Source organism: Ornithinimicrobium panacihumi, assembly GCF_052073805.1.
In the GTDB taxonomy this organism is placed as follows: domain Bacteria; phylum Actinomycetota; class Actinomycetes; order Actinomycetales; family Dermatophilaceae; genus Ornithinicoccus; species Ornithinicoccus panacihumi.
Genome location: NZ_JBQGWG010000006.1, coordinates 58,920 through 75,420, shown reverse-complemented (window position 1 = coordinate 75,420; position 16,501 = coordinate 58,920). Strand labels below are relative to the sequence as shown.

General features: G+C 72.4%; 14 protein-coding genes. All 14 read right to left on the bottom strand.

Annotated features, from left to right (window positions below):
- Window positions 1-105: 105 nt before the first annotated feature.
- On the bottom strand, window positions 106-1,437 hold the full coding sequence (locus ACTMMA_RS07870) for a DivIVA domain-containing protein (RefSeq protein ID WP_441189567.1): 1,332 nt from the start codon (window positions 1,435-1,437) through the stop codon (window positions 106-108).
- A gap of 122 nt (window positions 1,438-1,559) precedes the next feature.
- Window positions 1,560-1,844, bottom strand: coding sequence for a YggT family protein (locus tag ACTMMA_RS07865; RefSeq protein ID WP_441189566.1), 285 nt, complete (start codon window positions 1,842-1,844; stop codon window positions 1,560-1,562).
- An 18-nt stretch (window positions 1,845-1,862) separates the two neighbouring features.
- Window positions 1,863-2,357, bottom strand: coding sequence for a cell division protein SepF (locus ACTMMA_RS07860; protein ID WP_441189565.1), 495 nt, complete (start codon window positions 2,355-2,357; stop codon window positions 1,863-1,865).
- A 62-nt stretch (window positions 2,358-2,419) separates the two neighbouring features.
- Window positions 2,420-3,163: a YggS family pyridoxal phosphate-dependent enzyme gene (locus tag ACTMMA_RS07855; RefSeq protein ID WP_441189564.1), complete on the bottom strand. Its 744-nt coding sequence runs from the start codon at window positions 3,161-3,163 to the stop codon at window positions 2,420-2,422.
- Entirely contained in the window at window positions 3,160-3,972 is an 813-nt protein-coding gene (locus ACTMMA_RS07850; RefSeq protein ID WP_441189563.1) for a purine nucleoside phosphorylase YfiH/LACC1 family protein, read from the bottom strand. The genes ACTMMA_RS07855 and ACTMMA_RS07850 overlap by 4 nt, the downstream gene beginning before the upstream one ends.
- A gap of 89 nt (window positions 3,973-4,061) precedes the next feature.
- Complete coding sequence (ftsZ, locus tag ACTMMA_RS07845) at window positions 4,062-5,429, bottom strand: cell division protein FtsZ (RefSeq protein ID WP_441189562.1); 1,368 nt, start codon at window positions 5,427-5,429, stop codon at window positions 4,062-4,064.
- 160 nt (window positions 5,430-5,589) lie between these two features.
- A complete protein-coding gene (locus tag ACTMMA_RS07840; RefSeq protein ID WP_441189561.1) occupies window positions 5,590-6,294 on the bottom strand; it encodes a cell division protein FtsQ/DivIB in 705 nt (234 codons plus the stop codon).
- 128 nt (window positions 6,295-6,422) lie between these two features.
- Window positions 6,423-7,880 carry a UDP-N-acetylmuramate--L-alanine ligase gene (gene murC, locus ACTMMA_RS07835; RefSeq protein WP_441189560.1) on the bottom strand — a complete coding sequence of 486 codons (1,458 nt, stop codon included), beginning with the start codon at window positions 7,878-7,880 and terminating at the stop codon, window positions 6,423-6,425.
- A 1-nt stretch (window position 7,881) separates the two neighbouring features.
- A complete protein-coding gene (gene murG, locus ACTMMA_RS07830) occupies window positions 7,882-8,973 on the bottom strand; it encodes an undecaprenyldiphospho-muramoylpentapeptide beta-N-acetylglucosaminyltransferase (RefSeq protein WP_441189559.1) in 1,092 nt (363 codons plus the stop codon).
- Window positions 8,970-10,469, bottom strand: coding sequence for a putative lipid II flippase FtsW (ftsW, locus tag ACTMMA_RS07825; RefSeq protein WP_441189558.1), 1,500 nt, complete (start codon window positions 10,467-10,469; stop codon window positions 8,970-8,972). Before ftsW ends, murG begins: the two co-directional genes overlap by 4 nt.
- Window positions 10,466-12,031, bottom strand: coding sequence for a UDP-N-acetylmuramoyl-L-alanine--D-glutamate ligase (murD, locus tag ACTMMA_RS07820; RefSeq protein ID WP_441189557.1), 1,566 nt, complete (start codon window positions 12,029-12,031; stop codon window positions 10,466-10,468). The genes ftsW and murD overlap by 4 nt, the downstream gene beginning before the upstream one ends.
- Window positions 12,013-13,128: a phospho-N-acetylmuramoyl-pentapeptide-transferase gene (mraY, locus tag ACTMMA_RS07815; protein WP_441189556.1), complete on the bottom strand. Its 1,116-nt coding sequence runs from the start codon at window positions 13,126-13,128 to the stop codon at window positions 12,013-12,015. The genes murD and mraY overlap by 19 nt, the downstream gene beginning before the upstream one ends.
- Window positions 13,129-14,631: a UDP-N-acetylmuramoyl-tripeptide--D-alanyl-D-alanine ligase gene (locus tag ACTMMA_RS07810; protein ID WP_441189555.1), complete on the bottom strand. Its 1,503-nt coding sequence runs from the start codon at window positions 14,629-14,631 to the stop codon at window positions 13,129-13,131.
- Entirely contained in the window at window positions 14,632-16,473 is a 1,842-nt protein-coding gene (locus ACTMMA_RS07805) for a peptidoglycan D,D-transpeptidase FtsI family protein (protein ID WP_441189554.1), read from the bottom strand. It lies immediately after the preceding gene.
- Between the last annotated feature and the right edge of the window lie 28 nt (window positions 16,474-16,501).

Here is a 16,501-nt window from a genome sequence, read left to right as displayed (position 1 = left end):
AAACCAAACACCCCCCCCATACACGGGGACGCCCGGGCCGTGGCGGCCGGGGCGTCGCGGTGCTGCAGCTCGTGGCTGCGGCCGATGTCTGTCGCTGTCAGGGCGTCAGGACTTGGCGTCCCCGTCGATCATCGACAGCTGGTCGTTGAGGAAGGCCCGGAGGCGGTCGCGCAGGTCGACCTCCTGGGTGTGGAGGGTGCTGATGCGCCCGTTGAGGGCCTCCTGCTGCGAGTTCAGGTCGGTCAGGATCTCCTGCCGCTGCTGCTCGGCCTCGGAGACCATCGTGTCGTGGCTGGACTGACCGGTGGTGACCAGCTCGTCGTGGCGGGCCTGCCCCTCGGTGACCAGCTGCTCACGCTGCTGCTGACCCTCGGAGACGAAGCGGTCGTGCGCCTCCTGGCCGGTGCTGACCAGCTCGTCGTGCCGGGCCTGGCCCTCGGTGACGAGGCGGTCGTGGGTCTCCTGACCTTCGGTGATGAGCTGCTCGCGCTGCTGCTGGCCCTCGGAGACGAGGCGGTCGTGCGTCTCCTGGCCGGTCGTGACCAGCTCGTTGGCCTTGGCGTCCGCCTCGGCGACGACGGTCTCGCGGTAGGTGTCGCCCTCCTCGATGAGGCGGGACTTGGTGCTCTCACCCTCGGCGACGTGCTGGTCGTGCAGACGCTGGGCCAGGGAGATGATCGCGCTCGACTCGTTGGCCCCACCGGCCCCGACCGCGGCGGCCGGCGCGGCGGCGGCAGCCGCCATCGGTGCGGCCTCCTCGGCGGAGCGGCGCTCGGCCTCCTCGGCACGGGCCTGGGCCTCGGCGGCCTCCGTGCGGGCCTGCTGCAGGAGCTCCTCGTTCTCCCCGAGGCGGGCCTGCAGGGTCTTGGACTCCTCGTCGGCCGCGGCGACGCGGTCACGGAGGTCCTTGAGCTCGGCCTGCGCGGCGGCAGCGGCGTCGTCGCCGGCGGCATAGCGCTCGACCTTCTCGGCTGCGTCGGCCGCGGCACGCTCGGCCTCGGCGCGGCTCTGCTCGCAGGCGGCGAGCTGGCGACGCAGCTCCTCCACCTCGGCGGACAGGTCTGCACCGGCCCCGCCCTCGGTCTCGGCGGCCCGAGCCACCTCGGCGAGCCGGTCCCGCTCGGACTCGGCGGCCTCGGCGCGCGCACGCACCTCGTCCAGCTCGGCGCGCAGGGAGTCCAGCTCGGCCGGGTCGGTCCCCAGGCCGGCAACGGCGGCAGCGCCGGAGGGCACGTAGTCGGTGTCGTCCCCACCCATCCCCCGGCTGGCGAGGCAGTCGTCCAGGTCGGACCGCAGCCCGTCGTTCTCGGAGATCAGCCGACGGAGCTCGACCACGACCTCGTCCAGGAAGTCATCCACCTGGGTCTCGTCGTAGCCGCGACGCAGGTGCGTCGCGCTGAAGCTCTTCTTGATGACGTCCTCGGGGGACAGCGCCATGTTTCACCTCGGGTCAGGAAACTCACCGACGCATGCCGACCAGGGGGCATGCCCGATGCCGTGCGGTGTGCACGTGCAGGGCAACTGTAACGCAGAACCTATCCCCGCAGACCCCGCCGGATTCAGAAGGGAAGCGTGCGCGCGAATCCCTGCGCGATGCTCACCAGGACGATCAGGATGAGGAACCCGAGATCCAGGGCGACCTGGCCGATCCGCAGCGGCGGGACGACCTTGCGCAGCGCCTTCAGCGGCGGGTCGGTCAGCGCGTAGATGCCGTTGGCCAGGACCAGGACCGGCCCCTTGGGACGCCAGTCCCGGGAGAAGACCTGCACCCAGTCCAGGATCAGCCGTCCGATGAGCACGGCGAAGTAGAAGGTGAGGAGCAGGTAGAGCGTCTGACCGACCATACCCACCAGGGTAGGTCCTCAGCTCTGGTTGAACGGCGTCGCCGGCTTCGCAGCCTGCGCGCCGCTGCTGCCCTGCACCTCGATGTGCTCGGGGCTGAGCAGGAAGACCTTGCTGGTCACGCGCTCGATGGAGCCGTGCAGGCCGAAGGCCAGACCCGCGGCGAAGTCCACCAGGCGCTTGGCGTCCGCGTCGTCCATGTCGGTGAGGTTCATGATCACCGGGATGCCGCCGCGGAAGGCCTCGCCGATGTTCTTGGCCTCGTTGTAGGTGCGGGGGTGGATCGTGGTGATCCGGTTGAGCTCGCTCATCTGGGGCTCCCTGACGACCTGGGCGACCGGGGTGCGGCGGTGCAGCGGGGCCACCTCCGCGCTGGGACCGTCCTCGTCCCGGATCTGGCGCACGGGGGCCTCGTCGCGGACGGGCTCCTCCCGGTAGGCGTCGTAGTCGTCGTAACGCTCGTCGGACTCAGCGAGTCCGAGGTACTCCATGGTCTTGCGCAGTGCCCCGGCCATGTATGCGAGCTCCTTGGTGCGTACGGGCGTCTACCCGTGGGGTGGATCGGTCGTGACCGACGCTACCGGGGTGAAGGGCGCGATCCGAGTATTGCGGTCCCGACACGCAGGTGTGTCGCTCCTGATCGGATCGCGAGCTCGAGGTCGCCACTCATCCCCATCGACAGCCACGACGCCTCCGGGTGGTCCCCCTGCACCCGGTCGGAGAGCTCCCTGAGCCGGTCGAAGGCACGGGCGGTGCCCTCGTCGTCCAGCCCGTACGGCGCGACCGCCATGAGCCCGCGCAGCCGAAGGTGCTCGGCGTCCGCGGCCTGCGCGACCAGCGCCGGAAGGTCCGCGGGCAGCACCCCTCCCCGCCCCTGGTCCTCGCCCTCACCGAGGTCGACCTGCAGGGTGATGTCGAGGGGGGTATGCCGCAGCTCACCCTCGAGGGCGAGCTCGGCACCGCGGTCGAGGGCGGTGACCAGGCGGTCCCGGTCGACGGACTGGACGACGTCGGCGAAGCGGGCGACCCGGTTGGCCTTGTTGGTCTGGAGCTGGCCCACGAAGTGCACGCGCACCGCCTGCCGTACCTCCGTGGTGAGCTCGGCGACCTTGGGCAACGCCTCCTGCTCCTTGCTCTCCCCCACGTCGGTGACGCCGAGCCCGACCAGACGTGCGACGTCGGCGGCGGGGAAGAACTTGGTGACCGCCACCAGCGTCAGCTCATCGGGGTCGCGGTCCGACGCCCGGCAGGCGGCCTCGATGCGGCCGCGGACGCCCTCCAGGTTGGCGCTCAGCTCGGCGGTGCGCTCGTCCTGCGTCATGCCACCTCCTCCGGCGCCAGCAGCCGGACGACACCGGCGAAGCGGCCCGTGACCCCGTCGCGGCGGTGGGAGTAGAGGTCCTCGTCCTCCCGGGTGCAGCCGGGCAGCCACTGGAGGGACACGTCCTCCCGGGCCAGCTGGGCCACGACACCGGCGGCGACGTCGATGGCCGGGGTTCCCGTCCACGACACGGAGGCCGACGCCGGCTCCGCCTCGGCCGCTGTGGCGCGCATCTGCTCCGGGACCTCGTAGCACCGCGGGCAGACCGAGGGGCCCACCAGCGCCTCCAGCGCCCCTGCCCCCAGCCGGCGCATCCGGCGGACCGTCTCGGTCACGACTCCCCCGACCATCCCCGGCCGGCCGGCGTGCACCGCGGCGACGAGTCCTTCCCGACGGTCCAGGAGGAGCACCGGGGTGCAGTCGGCCACCATGACCACCAGGGCCTCGTCGGTCCGGCCGGAGATGATGCCGTCGACGGGCGGGGTGGCACCGACGTAGTCGAGGACGGGCGGCGCCTCGTCGGCCACGCCGGCCCCTGCCCTGTCCGGCCCCACGGAGGTTCCCGGGGTGAGTGCCACCGCGCAGCCGTGCTGCTGGTCCATGAACCGCAGGTCGGTCAGTCGCAGGCCGAGCTCGTGGGCGAGCCGGTGCCGGTTGGTCTCCACGGCGTCGGGCAGGTCACCGACGTGCTGGGCCAGGTTGAACTCGCCGTACGGGTCCTGGCTGGACCCTCCCCAACGGTCCGTGAAGGCCCACTCCACGCCGTATCCCGGCCCGTCGGGCTCGATGCGTTGGCGCCAGAAGAACACCTGCTCAGCCTATCTCCCGGGATCCCCGCACCCGAGAATGACGTGGGCCCGACCGGATCATCCGGTCGGGCCCACGCATCACCTCGAGGTCACTTCAGGAAGTCGGGGACGTCCAGGTCGTCGCCGTCGTCCTCGAAGGTCACCTGGCGGGGCGGCTGCTGGACCGGCCGCTGCGTGGCCTGGCCGGGCTGCTGCGACTGACCACCCTGGGGCTGACCCTGCTGGGGCTGACCCTGCTGGGGCTGACCCTGCTGGGGCTGACCCTGCTGCGGCGGACGTGCCTGGCCGGGCTGCTGGGGCTGACCGGCCTGCTGGCCCTGGTTGCCCTGCTGCGGCTGACCCTGCCCGCCCATGCCGGGCTGCTGCCCCTGGGCCTGCTGGCCCTGGAAGTGCTGGCCGCCCTGCTGGGGCTGACCCTGCTGGGGCTGGCCCTGGGCGCGCTGCTGGGGCCGGGAGGCACCGCCGGGCTGGATCTGCCCGAGCGCACGCTCGTCGGCGCGCGCCTGCGGCGCACCTCCGTCGAAACCGGCGGCGATGACGGTGACGCGCACCTCGTCGCCCAGGGAGTCGTCGATGACCGCACCGAAGATGATGTTGGCCTCCGGGTGCGCGGCCTCCTGCACCAGGCGGGCGGCCTCGTTGATCTCGAACAGGCCGAGGTCGGAGCCACCCTGGACCGAGAGCAGCACGCCGTGCGCGCCCTCGATGCTGGCCTCGAGCAACGGGCTGGAGATGGCCAGCTCGGCGGCCTGGACGGCACGGTCCTCGCCGCGGGCCGAGCCGATCCCCATGAGCGCGGACCCGGCACCCTGCATGACCGACTTGACGTCGGCGAAGTCGAGGTTGATCAGACCGGGGGTGGTGATCAGGTCAGTGATGCCCTGGACACCGGAGAGGAGCACCTGGTCGGCGCTGCGGAAGGCGTCGAGCATGCTGACGGAGCGGTCCGAGATGGACAGCAGCCGGTCGTTGGGGATGACGATCAGGGTGTCGACCTCTTCACGCAGCGAGGTGATGCCCGACTCGGCCTGGTTGGCGCGGCGGCGGCCCTCGAAGGTGAAGGGGCGGGTCACGACGCCGATGGTCAGGGCGCCCAGCGACTTGGCGATCTTGGCCACGACGGGCGCGCCGCCGGTGCCGGTGCCGCCGCCCTCGCCGGCGGTGACGAAGACCATGTCGGCGCCGCGCAGGGCCTCCTCGATCTCCTCGGTGTGGTCTTCGGCGGCACGACGGCCGACCTCCGGGTCGGCGCCGGCGCCCAGACCCCGGGTGAGCTCACGGCCCACGTCGAGCTTGACGTCGGCATCACTCATGAGCAGAGCCTGCGCGTCGGTGTTGATGGCGATGAACTCGACGCCCTTGAGGCCGACCTCGATCATCCGGTTGATGGCGTTGACGCCACCACCGCCGATGCCGACGACCTTGATGACGGCCAGGTAGTTCTGCGCAGCGGACACGGGTGGACCTTTCGGGAGGGTGCAACTCGGGAGGGTGCTTCGGGGGAAGCATAGTTCGACAACCCACCACCACCCCAAGCACTTCAACCTCGACTTCAGGTCGAGATCTCGGTCGAGATACCGGTCGAGACATCGGCCGGCATGCCGGCCGGTGGGGTCGCTAGCCCTGGGGCGCCGGCGGGATACCGGTGACGACCGGCTGGTCGGGCAGCGTCACGTCGATCTTCTGCGGGATCGCCCCCTGGGGGTCGATCGAGGGCTGGGCCAGCAGAGCGGTGATCACGGCCCACTTCTTGTCGGTGTCGACCGGCTCGCCCCAGGCGATCTCGAGCTGCTCGACCTTCATGGTCACGGTGCCGTCGGCAGCCAGCACCGGCGTGCCGAGCTTCCCGCCGAGCGCCTTGGCGTCGGGCCGCGAGGCCAGCAGCTCGTTGAGCCCCTTGACCGTCTCGGCGGTCAGCTGGTCGGGCGCCGCGCTGACCTGCACCACCGGCACACCCTTGGGCGCCTTCTTCGCCGTGCCGTAGACCACGCCCCCCGCATCGGAGAGGGAGAACGTCTTGCCGTTGCGCAGCGCCAGCGCCGGCTCGCGCAGCGTGACCTCGAAGGTGATCGACGAGGGCCACGACCGCTGCACCTGCACGTCGGCGATCCGCGGCTCGGCCAGGACCCGCTCCTGCACCCCGGACTCGGAGACCCTCGCCAGCGGGCGCCCGTGCGGGATCCGCGCCAGCTCCACGACGGTGTCGGCCAGATCTCCCTTGGCACCCTTCACCGCGATGTCCTTCACCACGAAGGCCGCCGAGAAGTAGAAGAGGAAGACCAGTGCCGCCGCCAGCACGGTCCCGACGACGCCCCAGATCATGAGGCTGCGCCGCAGGGAACCGCGACGCCGGGGCGGCGCCTCCGCAGGCACCCCACCCCTGGTCGGTGCTGTCCCCTTCTCACCCCGAGCACGCCCGAGGCGCGGACGGTCGGGAAGGCGCGGCCACCTCATACCGTGTCCTCCCGGAGCAGGTCCAGCAGCCGCGGTCCGACGGTCGTCACGTCCCCGGCGCCGACGGTGACGACCAGGTCACCCTCGCGCACCAGCGTCCGGAGGGTATGCGGCGCTGACGCCAGGTCTGCGGTCTCGTGCACCTCCACGCCGGTGCCCCGGGACCGGACGAGGTCCGCCAGGAGGCCGGAGGTGACCTCGGGATACTGCTCCTGGGTCTCGCGGGCGCCGTAGATCGGCAGCAGGACGAGCACGTCCGCCCCGGCGAGCCCGTCGGCGAAACCCTCGGCGAAGTCGCGGGTGCGGCTGAACAGGTGCGGCTGGAAGGCGACGACCAACCGCCGGCCGTCGGCCGCCGTGCGTGCCGCGTGGACCAGGGCGGCGACCTTGGGCGCGTTGTGGGCGTAGTCGTCGACGATCTCGACGCCCGCAGCCTCGCCCTTGGGCTCGAAGCGACGGTGTGCGCCACCGAAGCCGGCCAGCCCCGCCAACGCCTGCTCCATCGGCAGCCCGAGCCCGACGGTGGTCGCCAGCAGCGCGGCGGTGGCGTTGTGGAGCGCATGCAGCCCCGGGACCGGCAGGTCGAGCCGGACCGTGCGGGCGTCCGGCAGGGTGAGCGTGGCGCGGGCGCTGCGTCCGGTGGTCGACAGGTCGGTGAGACGGACGTCGGCCTCGGGGCCAGTGCCCCACGTCAGCACGCGGACCCCGGCCTCGCGGGCCCGCCCGGCGAGCCGGGCGGCACCGGCGTCGTCGGCGTTGGTCACCAGCAGCCCGCCGGGCCGGATGGTGCCCACGAAGGCGGCGTAGGCCTCCTGCACCGCGGCGTAGTCGCCGTAGAAGTCGAGGTGGTCGGGCTGGACGTTGGTGACGACCGCGACGAGCGGACGGTAGACGAGGAAGGACCCGTCGCTCTCGTCCGCCTCCACCACGATCGGCGAACCTGGCGCACCGGAAGCGGCATTGCTCCCGGTCTGGGCCAGCGGGGCGCCGATGACATAGCCGGGCTCCGCCCCGGCCGCCTGCAGCGCCACGGTGGTCATCGCGCTGGTGGTCGTCTTGCCGTTGGCCCCGGCGACGGCGATCGCGTCGCGACCCGGCAGGAGGGCGGCGATGCCCTGCGCCCGGTGCAGGACGCGCAGCCCGGCGGCCCGTGCCGCCGCGAGCTCGACGTTGTCCTCGGGGATGGCGCTGGAGATGACGACCGTGTCCACGTCGGCGACGTGGGCCGGGTCGTGGCCGACGTGGACGGTGGCGCCCTCGGCCTGGAGCTCGCGCAGCGCTGCGCCGTCGGAGCGGTCGGAGCCGCTGACGCTCACGCCCTGCTCGAGGTAGAGGCGGGCGACGGCGGACATCCCGGACCCGCCGATGGCGATGAAGTGGACGCGGCCCAGCTCCGTCACCGGTGGGACCGGGGCGGTGAAGTCGAAGCGCGGGGTGGCCAAGGCGGGGCTCACCTCACGCGCGTCCCGCGGCGCGGAGGATCAGGTCGACGAGCCGGTCGTCGGCGTCGCGCTCCCCGTGCGCGGCCGCCGCGGCGGACATCTGGTCGAGCCGGGCACGGTCGGTGACCAGCGGCAGCACGGTCCGGCGGACCCAGGCGCCGTCCACGTCGCCGTCGTCGACGAGCAGCCCGCCCCCGGCCTCGACGACCTCGGCGGCGTTGAGCCGCTGCTCGCCGTTGCCGATGGGCAGCGGGACGTAGACCGCCGGCAGGCCCACGGCCGCCAGCTCGCTGACCGTGCCCGCGCCGGAGCGGCAGACGGCGAGGTCGGCGACGGCGTAGGCCAGGTCCATCCGGTCGGTGTAGGGCAGGGTGACGTGGCGGGCGCCGCCGGGGTCGGCGTGGGGCGGCTCGATGTCCTTGCCGGCCCCGGTGAGGTGGAGCACCTGGACGCCGGCGTCGAGCAGGTCCTGGCCCGCGTCGGCGAAGGCGGTGTTGAGCCGCTGGGCCCCCAGCGACCCGCCGAAGACCAGCAGGGTCGGTCGGTCGGCCTGGAGCCCGAAGTGCTCCAGGCCCTCCGCCCGGGAGGCGGCGCGGTCGAGGTCGCGGATCTCGTCACGCAGCGGCAGCCCGACCCGGACGGCGTGCGGCAGGTCGGTGCTGGCGAAGGTGGTGCCCACGGTGCGGCTCACGCGGGCACCGAGCCGGTTGGCCAGGCCCGGACGGGCGTTCTGCTCGTGGATGACGATGGGGACGCCGGCCTTCCTGGCGGCCAGGTAGGCCGGGGTGGCCACGTAGCCGCCGAAGCCGACGACGACGTCCGCGTCGACCTCGGTGATGACCGACGAGGCCGCCCCGATCGCCCGCAGGAGCGCCCCGGGGAAGCCGAGGGCGGCCTTGCTGGGACGCCGGGGGAAAGGCACCTTGGGGACGAGGCGCAGGTCGTGGCCCCGCTCAGGCACCAGGCGCGCCTCCAGGCCCTCGGCGGTGCCGAGGACCGCGATGCGCACGTCCGGCACGCGGCGACGCAGGGCCTCGGCCGTGGCCAGGAGCGGGTTGACGTGGCCGGCCGACCCGCCACCGGCCAGCACGACGGACAAGGTCACCGGATCCTCCCGCCCCGTCGGGTCTTCGCCGGGCGCCCCCGGGCCGAGCTGCGCGCAGAGCTGCGGACGTCGCCACGGGCGCCGGCGCGGGCGCGGTTCGACGACGTCCCCCTCGCAGCGCCCGCCGCACGGGTGCGCCTCGCGGCACCGGCCGTGGACCGGGCCGCGGCGGATCCCCCGACGGACGGCCGCGCGGTGCGCCGCCAGGTGGTGCTGGGGATCGCGGCGAAGGTGCGGCGCAAGGTCGAGGTGCGGCCGCCCATCGACTCGGCCGCCCCCGGCAGGGAGCGGGCCAGCGACAGCAGGAAGCCCATCCCCAGGAGGGCGGCGATGAGGGCCGAGCCACCGCTGGAGACCAGCGGGAGCGGCACGCCGATGATCGGCAGCATGCCGATGACCGAGCCAATGTTGAGGAGGGCCTGGACCAGCATCCACACCATCACCCCGGAGGCGGCCAGGCGGGTGAAGGGGTCCTCGGCCTGGCTCACGATGCGGAAGCAGGCGTAGGCCAGCACGGCGAAGAGCCCCAGCACCGCGAAGGTGCCGCCCAGGCCGAGCTCCTCCCCGATGATCGCGAGGATGAAGTCGTTGTGCGGCTCGGGCAGCAGGCCCCACTTCTCGCGGGACTCCCCCAGGCCCAGGCCCCACCAGCCACCGTCGGCCAGCGCCCACTCGGCGTGGACCTTCTGGAAGCAACCGGGGTCGGCGTGCGGGCCGCCGTCGCAGATGTCGCCCAGCCAGATCTGGATGCGCTGCATCCGGTTGGCGCTGCCCGTGGCCAGGTAGGCGACGCCGAGGCCGATGACCGCCCCGACACCGGCGAACCACCGGCCGGGCAGCCCGGCCGACCACAGCAGCCCGACGATGATGGCCAGCAGGATCATGCCGGTGCCCAGGTCGTTGCCCTGCATGACCAGCCCCACCAGGACGAGCCCGACGGGGAAGACCAGCGGGATGGTGGCGTGGCCGATCTTGTGCATGACCTTGCGCTTGCTGGCCAGGACGGCGGCGCCGAAGACGACCATCGCGACCTTGCCGAACTCCGAGGGCTGCAGGGTCCGCCCGCCGACGCTGATCCAGTTGTTGTTGCCCTGGAACTCACCGACGCCCAGCGGGGTGAACACCAGCGCCTGCAGGAGCAGGGCCAGGATCGCCGCGGGCCACGCCAGGCGCTTCCACCAGGACACGGGGACGCGGGAGGCGATGAAGGCCAGGGTGATGCCGATCCCGGCATAGATGACCTGGTCGAGGAAGACCTCGTAGGAGTTTCCGCTCTCGGCGTAGGACCCGACGCTGCTGGCGGACAGGACCATCACCAGACCGAGCCCGGTCAGCAGGGAGACCGAGGCCAGGACGAGATAGTAGGGAGCCACCGGCGACCGTAGCCACTCGCCGACGGTGGTCACCGACCATCCGCCGTCCCCGGCCTGCGCGGCGCTGCCCCGCGGCCCGGACCCTCCTGGCCGGAGCCCGCGCTGTCGCGTGATCGACGTCATCCCTGCTCCCCCGTCCCCTGGCTCCCCGTGCCGTCTCCGCCCGTGCCGAGCCGGCGGTGCACCGCGGCCGAGAAGGCGTCGCCGCGCGAGCCATAACTGGGGAACATGTCCAGCGAGGCAGCCGCGGGTGAGAGCAGCACGACGTCTCCGGCGCGCGCCTCCTGCGCGGACCGGGCGACGACGTCGTCCATCAGTCGCGCGAGTGCCTCCATGTCCCCATGGTCGGTGACCCCGAGGTCGTGGACGGGGACGTCGGGCGCGTGTCGGGCGACCGAGGCCGCGATCTGCGCCCGGTCGACGCCGACGAGCACGACGGCGCGCAGCTGGTCGGCGACCCCGGCGACGAGCTCGTCCACGTCGGCGCCCTTGAGCTGCCCTCCGGCGACCCACACGATGCTCGGGTATGCGGCAAGCGCCGCCTGGGCGGCGTGCGGGTTGGTGGCCTTGGAGTCGTCCACCCAGGTGACGCCGTCGACCTGCGCCACGACGGCGGTGCGGTGGGCGTCGGTGCGGAAGGCGCGCAGCCCCTCGCGGACCTCGGCGGGCTGGATCCCCACGGCCCGGGTCAGCGCGGCCGCGGCGAGGGCGTTGGCGACGAGGTGGGGCGGGGGCGTGACGGTGCCGCCGGAGGCGTGCTCGAGATCCTCCAGCGTGCCGATCTCGACGGCCGAGGTGGCGCGCTGCTCGGTGAAGGCACGGTCGGCCAGCACGTCCTCGACCAGCCCGACCATCGAGCGGCCCGGCGTGCCGAGGGTGAAGCCGATGGCGCGGCAGCCCTCCTGGACGTCGGCCTCCTCGACCATGGTCTCGGTGCGCGGGTCCTGCACGTTGTAGACGCAGGCGAGCTTCGTCCGTTCGTAGATCCTGGCCTTGTCCGCCGCGTAGGCCTCCAGCGAGCCGTGCCAGTCGAGGTGGTCGGGCGCCAGGTTGAGCACGGCGCTGGCGGCCGGGGCCATCGAGTGGGTGAAGTGCAGCTGGAAGCTGGACAGCTCGACGGCGATGACGTCGAAGGGCTCCGGGTGCTGGACGGCGTCCAGGATCGGGGTGCCGACGTTGCCGACGGCGATGGCGCGCAGCCCCGCCGCGCGCAGGATCGTCTCGACGAGCTGGACGGTGGTGGTCTTGCCGTTGGTGCCGGTGATCGCGATCCAGGGGGCCGCCCCGGTCAGGGGCCGCAGCCGCCAGGCGAGCTCGACCTCGCTCCAGACCGGGATGCCGCGCCGCTGCGCCTCCGCGAGCACGGGGTGGTGCGGCGGCCAGCCCGGGGAGGTCACGACGACGTCGACGTCGAGCCCGTCGGGCCAGCCGGCCACGTGCTCCGGGCCGATCCGCACGTCGGCGCCCATGATGCCCAGGATCCCCGCCTGGGTCTCCTGGCGCTCGCGTGCGGTGCTGCTCCCGGCGTCGACGACGACCACCGCCGCGCCGTGCTGGAGCAGCGCGTCGGCGGCGGCGAACCCGCTGACGCCCAGACCGGTCACGAGGGCCTTCAGGCCCGCCCAGTCGGCGTCGCGGTGGCTCAGCTCCTCCAGGTCGCGAGGGCTCACAGGTTGGCCACCCATTCGCCGTAGAAGAGGGCCAGGCCCAGGGCGACGCAGATGCCCGCGATGATCCAGAAGCGGATGACGATCGTGACCTCGGCCCACCCGAGCAGCTCGAAGTGGTGCTGCAGCGGCGCCATCCGGAAGACCCGTCTGCCCGTGGTCTTGAACGAGGCGACCTGGATGATCACCGACAGGGTGATGATGACGAACAGCCCGCCCAGGACGGCCAGGAGCAGCTCGGTGTGGGTGGTGATCGCCAGGCCGGCCAGGCCGCCGCCGAGGGCCAGCGAGCCGGTGTCGCCCATGAAGATCTTGGCCGGCGAGGCGTTCCACCACAGGAAGCCGAAGCAGGCGCCGGCGACCGAGCAGGCGACCACCGCGAGGTCGAGCGCGTCACGCACGTCGTAGCAGTTGGGACCGGGCGCGATCTGGCAGTTCTGGTTGTACTGCCAGATCCCGATGATCGAGTAGGCGCCGAAGACCATGACGCTCGCGCCGGTCGCCAGCCCGTCGAGGCCGTCGGTGAGGTTGACGCCGTTGGAGGCGCCGGCGATGAGGATGTTGGCCCAGATGATGAAGAGGATCACGCCCAGCACCGGCCCGGCGGCGGCCAGGTCCAGCGAGGTGTCGCGGACGAAGGAGATGGCCGTCGAGGCGGGGCTGCGGCTGTTGTCACCGGGGCTCTGCAGGGCGAGCACCGCGAAGATCACCGCGACCACGGTCTGGCCGGCGAGCTTCTCGACCGAGGTCAGACCGAGGCTGCGCTGCTTGGAGATCTTGGTGTAGTCGTCCAGGAAGCCGATGAAGCCCAGGCCGGTGATGAGGAAGAGCACGAGCAGGGCGCTGAGGGTGAACCGGCTGTGCGTGACCTCCACCATCCCGGTCACGTCCAGCAGGATCAGCAGCAGGTGGGAGATGAGATAGCCCAGCAGGGTGGCCAGGATGATGACGGCACCGCCCATGGTGGGCGTGCCGCGCTTGGTGTGGTGCGAGGTGGGGCCGTCGTCGCGGATGAACTGGCCGTAGCCCCGTCGGACGAGGAACTTGATGAACAGGGGTGTGCCGAAGAGCGCCGCGACCATCGCGACGCCGCCGGCCAGGACCACGTTGACCATCTAGAGGTCTCCATCCGTCGGGCTGGTGCCGGGTGCCGCGGAGCCTTCCGCGGCGAGGTCGTCCCCCAGCAGGCGCAGGCCCGAGTCACGGCTGGACTTCAGCAGCACCACGTCGCCGGCGCCCAACGTGCGGCGCAGCAGGTCGTGGGCCTCGTGCCGGTCCCCCACCACCTGCGCGTCCGCGCCCCCGGCGGCCAGGTATGCGGCGGCAGCGGGCTCCGCCAGGTCACCGACCGTGACGAGCTGGTCGATCCCCAGCTCGGCGGCCAGGGCCCCGATCCCCCGGTGCTCCTGCTCGGCGTTCTCGCCCAGCTCGAGCATCCCCCCCACGACCGCGACGGTGCGCCCGGACGCCGGCCGCATCTGGGCCAGGGTCTGCAGCGCGGCCCGCATCGAGTCGGGATTGGCGTTGTAGGCGTCGTTGACGACCGTCACCCCGTCCGGGCGGGCGGTGACCTCCATCCGCCAGCGCGACAGCGCCTCGGCCCCGCTCAGCGCGGTGGCCACGTCCTCCCAGGCCATGCCCCACTCGTGGGCGACGGCGGCCACGGCCAGCGCGTTGTCGACGTGGTGCCGACCGACGAGCCGCAGCACCACCGGGACACCCTCGTCGGGGGTCCCGGGTCCGTGCAGGCTGAAGCTGGCCCGTCCTCCGCCGTCGATCGCGACGTCGGTGGCACGCACCTGGGCCGTCGCCGAGCGGCCGACGAGCACCACACGCGCCCCGACCTCCTCGGCGATGGACGCCATCGCGGCCACCACCGGGTCGTCGGCGTTGAGCACGGCCAGGCCACCCTGCGGCAGGGCCCTGACGATCTCGGACTTGGCGGTGGCGATGGCCTCCTTGCCGCCGAACTCACCGAGGTGGGCGGAGCCGACGTTGAGCACGACGCTGATCTGCGGCGGGGCGACCTGGGTGAGGTGCTCGATGTGACCGATGCCGGAGGCACCCATCTCAGCCACGAGGAAGTCGGTGTCCTCGGTGAGGCGGGCCACGGTGAGGGGGACGCCGACCTCGGAGTTGTAGGAGGCCTCGGGGGCGAGCGTGGTGCCGAGCCGCGCCAGCACCTGGGCCATGAGGTCCTTGGTGGAGGTCTTGCCCGAGCTGCCGGTGATGCCCACCACCTTCAGGCCGCCGGCCGCCAGGCACCGGTCGTGGACCTCGCGCGCCAGGGCGGCGAAGGCCCGGGTCACGGCGTCGTAGGGGGGCCGGTCGGGGCGCTCGGACAGCCGCTGCGGGTTCTCGTCCACCACGATGCAGGGCAGCAGGTCGCTGGTTCGGTTGGTCAGGGCGGCCACGGCACCGTGCTCGGCGGCGGAGGCCAGGAAGTCGTGACCGTCGGCCGTCTCGCCTCGCCGGGCGACGTAGAGGCTGCCGGGCTCGGCCAGCCGCGAGTCGGTCACGACCGCGGAGGAGACCACGAGGTCACGGGTGCGCGGCAGGTCGGGATGCACGCGACCACCGGTGACCTCGGCGATCTCGCGCAGGGTCAGGCGGATCACCTACGAGTTCCCTTCGTCCTTGAGCGCGATGTCGCCCAGTGTGACACCAGGCTGGCCCTTGACCTTCTTCTCGGGGTCGTATTCCAGGTCGATCTTCACCGGGGGCTCGGTGGCGGGCGCGATCCCGTCCTTCTGCAGGGCGTAGCGCATGATCGAGGAGAAGACCGGGCCGGCGATGACACCGCCGTAGTCACTGATCCTCGAGGGCTTCTGGACGGCGACGCCGACGACATATCTGGGGTTCTCCGCCGGGGCGAAGCCCATGAAGCTGGAGGTCACGCCGTTGTAGCGGCCGGTCTTGGGATCGATCCGGCTCGCCGTGCTCGTCTTGCCGGCCACGTGGTAGCCGTCGATCGCGGCGAGCGGTGCGGTGCCGGCCGAGGACGGGATCTGCTGCATGATCTCGGTCAGGGTGGCCGCGGTCTCCTCGGAGATGATCCGCTCGCCCTCGGGCAGCGCGGCCTCGGTGTAGCGGCCCTCCTCGTCGGTGGTGCCCTCGACGAAGGACGGAGCCAGCCGCACACCCTTGTTGGCCACGGTCTGGAAGACCGCCAGCTGCTGCAGGAACGAGCCGGACAGACCCTGCCCGAACATCATCGTGTACTGCGTCGAGGCGCTCCAGGTCGACAGGTCCGGGACCAGGCCGGGCGACTCTCCCGGGAGCCCGTGACCGGTCAGGCTCCCCAGCCCGAACTTGCGCAGCCACGAGTCGAGCTTCTCCTCGCCCAGCTTCTCGCCGTAGAGGATCGTGCCCATGTTGGAGGACCGCGCCAGGACACCGGCGAAGGTGAGGTACTGGACGGGGTGGTCCTCGACGTCCTTGAAGTAGAAGCCGCCGCGGTACATCGTGCCCTTGCGGGTGCTCACGGGGACCTGGATCGGGTCGTCCCGCCCGATGATGCCTTCCTCGAGGGCAGCCGCCGCGGTGATCAGCTTGGCGGTCGAGCCCGGCTCGTAGACGTCCTCGATGGCGGCGTTGCGCATCCCGCCGGCCGTCTGGGTGCTGTCGGCTGGGTCGAAGGAGGGATAGGAGGCCAGTGCCACGATCCGCCCGGTCTCGACCTCCATGACGGCGGCGTAGCCCGACAGCGCCCCGGCCTCCTTGACCCTGGTCCGCACGGCGTCGTAGGCGTACCACTGCAGGTCGGCGTCCAGGCTCAGCCGGACGTCGCCGCCGGGCTGGGCCGGCTCCTCCTCGTAGATGCCGGTGCTGATGACCTCGCCGGTGCGGCCGCGCTCGTAGACCGCCTCCCCAGGCACGCCGACCAGACCCTCGTTGTGCACCAGCTCCATCCCGCCCGCCGGCTGCTCCCCCGAGCCGATCCAGCCGATGAGCGGGGCCGCGGCCTCCCCCAGCGGGTAGTCCCGTCGCATGAAGGACTCGGAGCTGATGCCCCGCACGTTGCGCTTGCTGAGCTCCTGCCAGACCTGTGGGGAGATGTCGGGGACGAGCACCGTGTAGCGCTCCGAGCTGGGGTTGCTGAGCCGCTCGAGGATCGTGGCCTTGTCGGCGCCGGTGACCTCCGCGATGACGTCGGCGGCCGGGGCGAAGCCCTCGGCGATCTTCTCCCCGTCCTCGTAGACGGCGTAGTCCTCGACGAGCTTGGGGTCGGCGATCACGCGGCGACGCTCGCTGCTCACGGCGAGCTCGTCGCCGTCGGAGTCGGTGATCGACCCGCGGGCCGCCGGGATGACCTTGACCTCGAGCCTGCTGTCGAGGGCGGCGGCGGAGACGCTGGCCGCGTCCAGGCCCTGGAGGCGTACGAGCTGGGCGGCGAAGAGACTCAGGACCAGGAGCATGCCGAGCAGCAGGAAGCGGGCCCTGCGCCGGGGGTGGACCACGCCCGCGGGGACCTGTCCGGGTGCCCTG

Bases quoted from the DNA above. Each gene is read 5' to 3' on its own strand.
- mraY (WP_441189556.1), bottom strand. From the start codon at position 13,128: ATGGTCAACGTGGTCCTGGCCGGCGGCGTCGCGATGGTCGCGGCGCTC.
- ACTMMA_RS07840 (WP_441189561.1), bottom strand. From the start codon at position 6,294: ATGATCTGGGGCGTCGTCGGGACCGTGCTGGCGGCGGCACTGGTCTTC.
- ftsW (WP_441189558.1), bottom strand. From the start codon at position 10,469: ATGACGTCGATCACGCGACAGCGCGGGCTCCGGCCAGGAGGGTCCGGG.
- ACTMMA_RS07870 (WP_441189567.1), bottom strand. From the start codon at position 1,437: ATGGCGCTGTCCCCCGAGGACGTCATCAAGAAGAGCTTCAGCGCGACG.
- ACTMMA_RS07855 (WP_441189564.1), bottom strand. From the start codon at position 3,163: ATGACGCAGGACGAGCGCACCGCCGAGCTGAGCGCCAACCTGGAGGGC.
- murD (WP_441189557.1), bottom strand. From the start codon at position 12,031: ATGGGTGGCCAACCTGTGAGCCCTCGCGACCTGGAGGAGCTGAGCCAC.
- ACTMMA_RS07865 (WP_441189566.1), bottom strand. From the start codon at position 1,844: ATGGTCGGTCAGACGCTCTACCTGCTCCTCACCTTCTACTTCGCCGTG.
- ACTMMA_RS07860 (WP_441189565.1), bottom strand. From the start codon at position 2,357: ATGGCCGGGGCACTGCGCAAGACCATGGAGTACCTCGGACTCGCTGAG.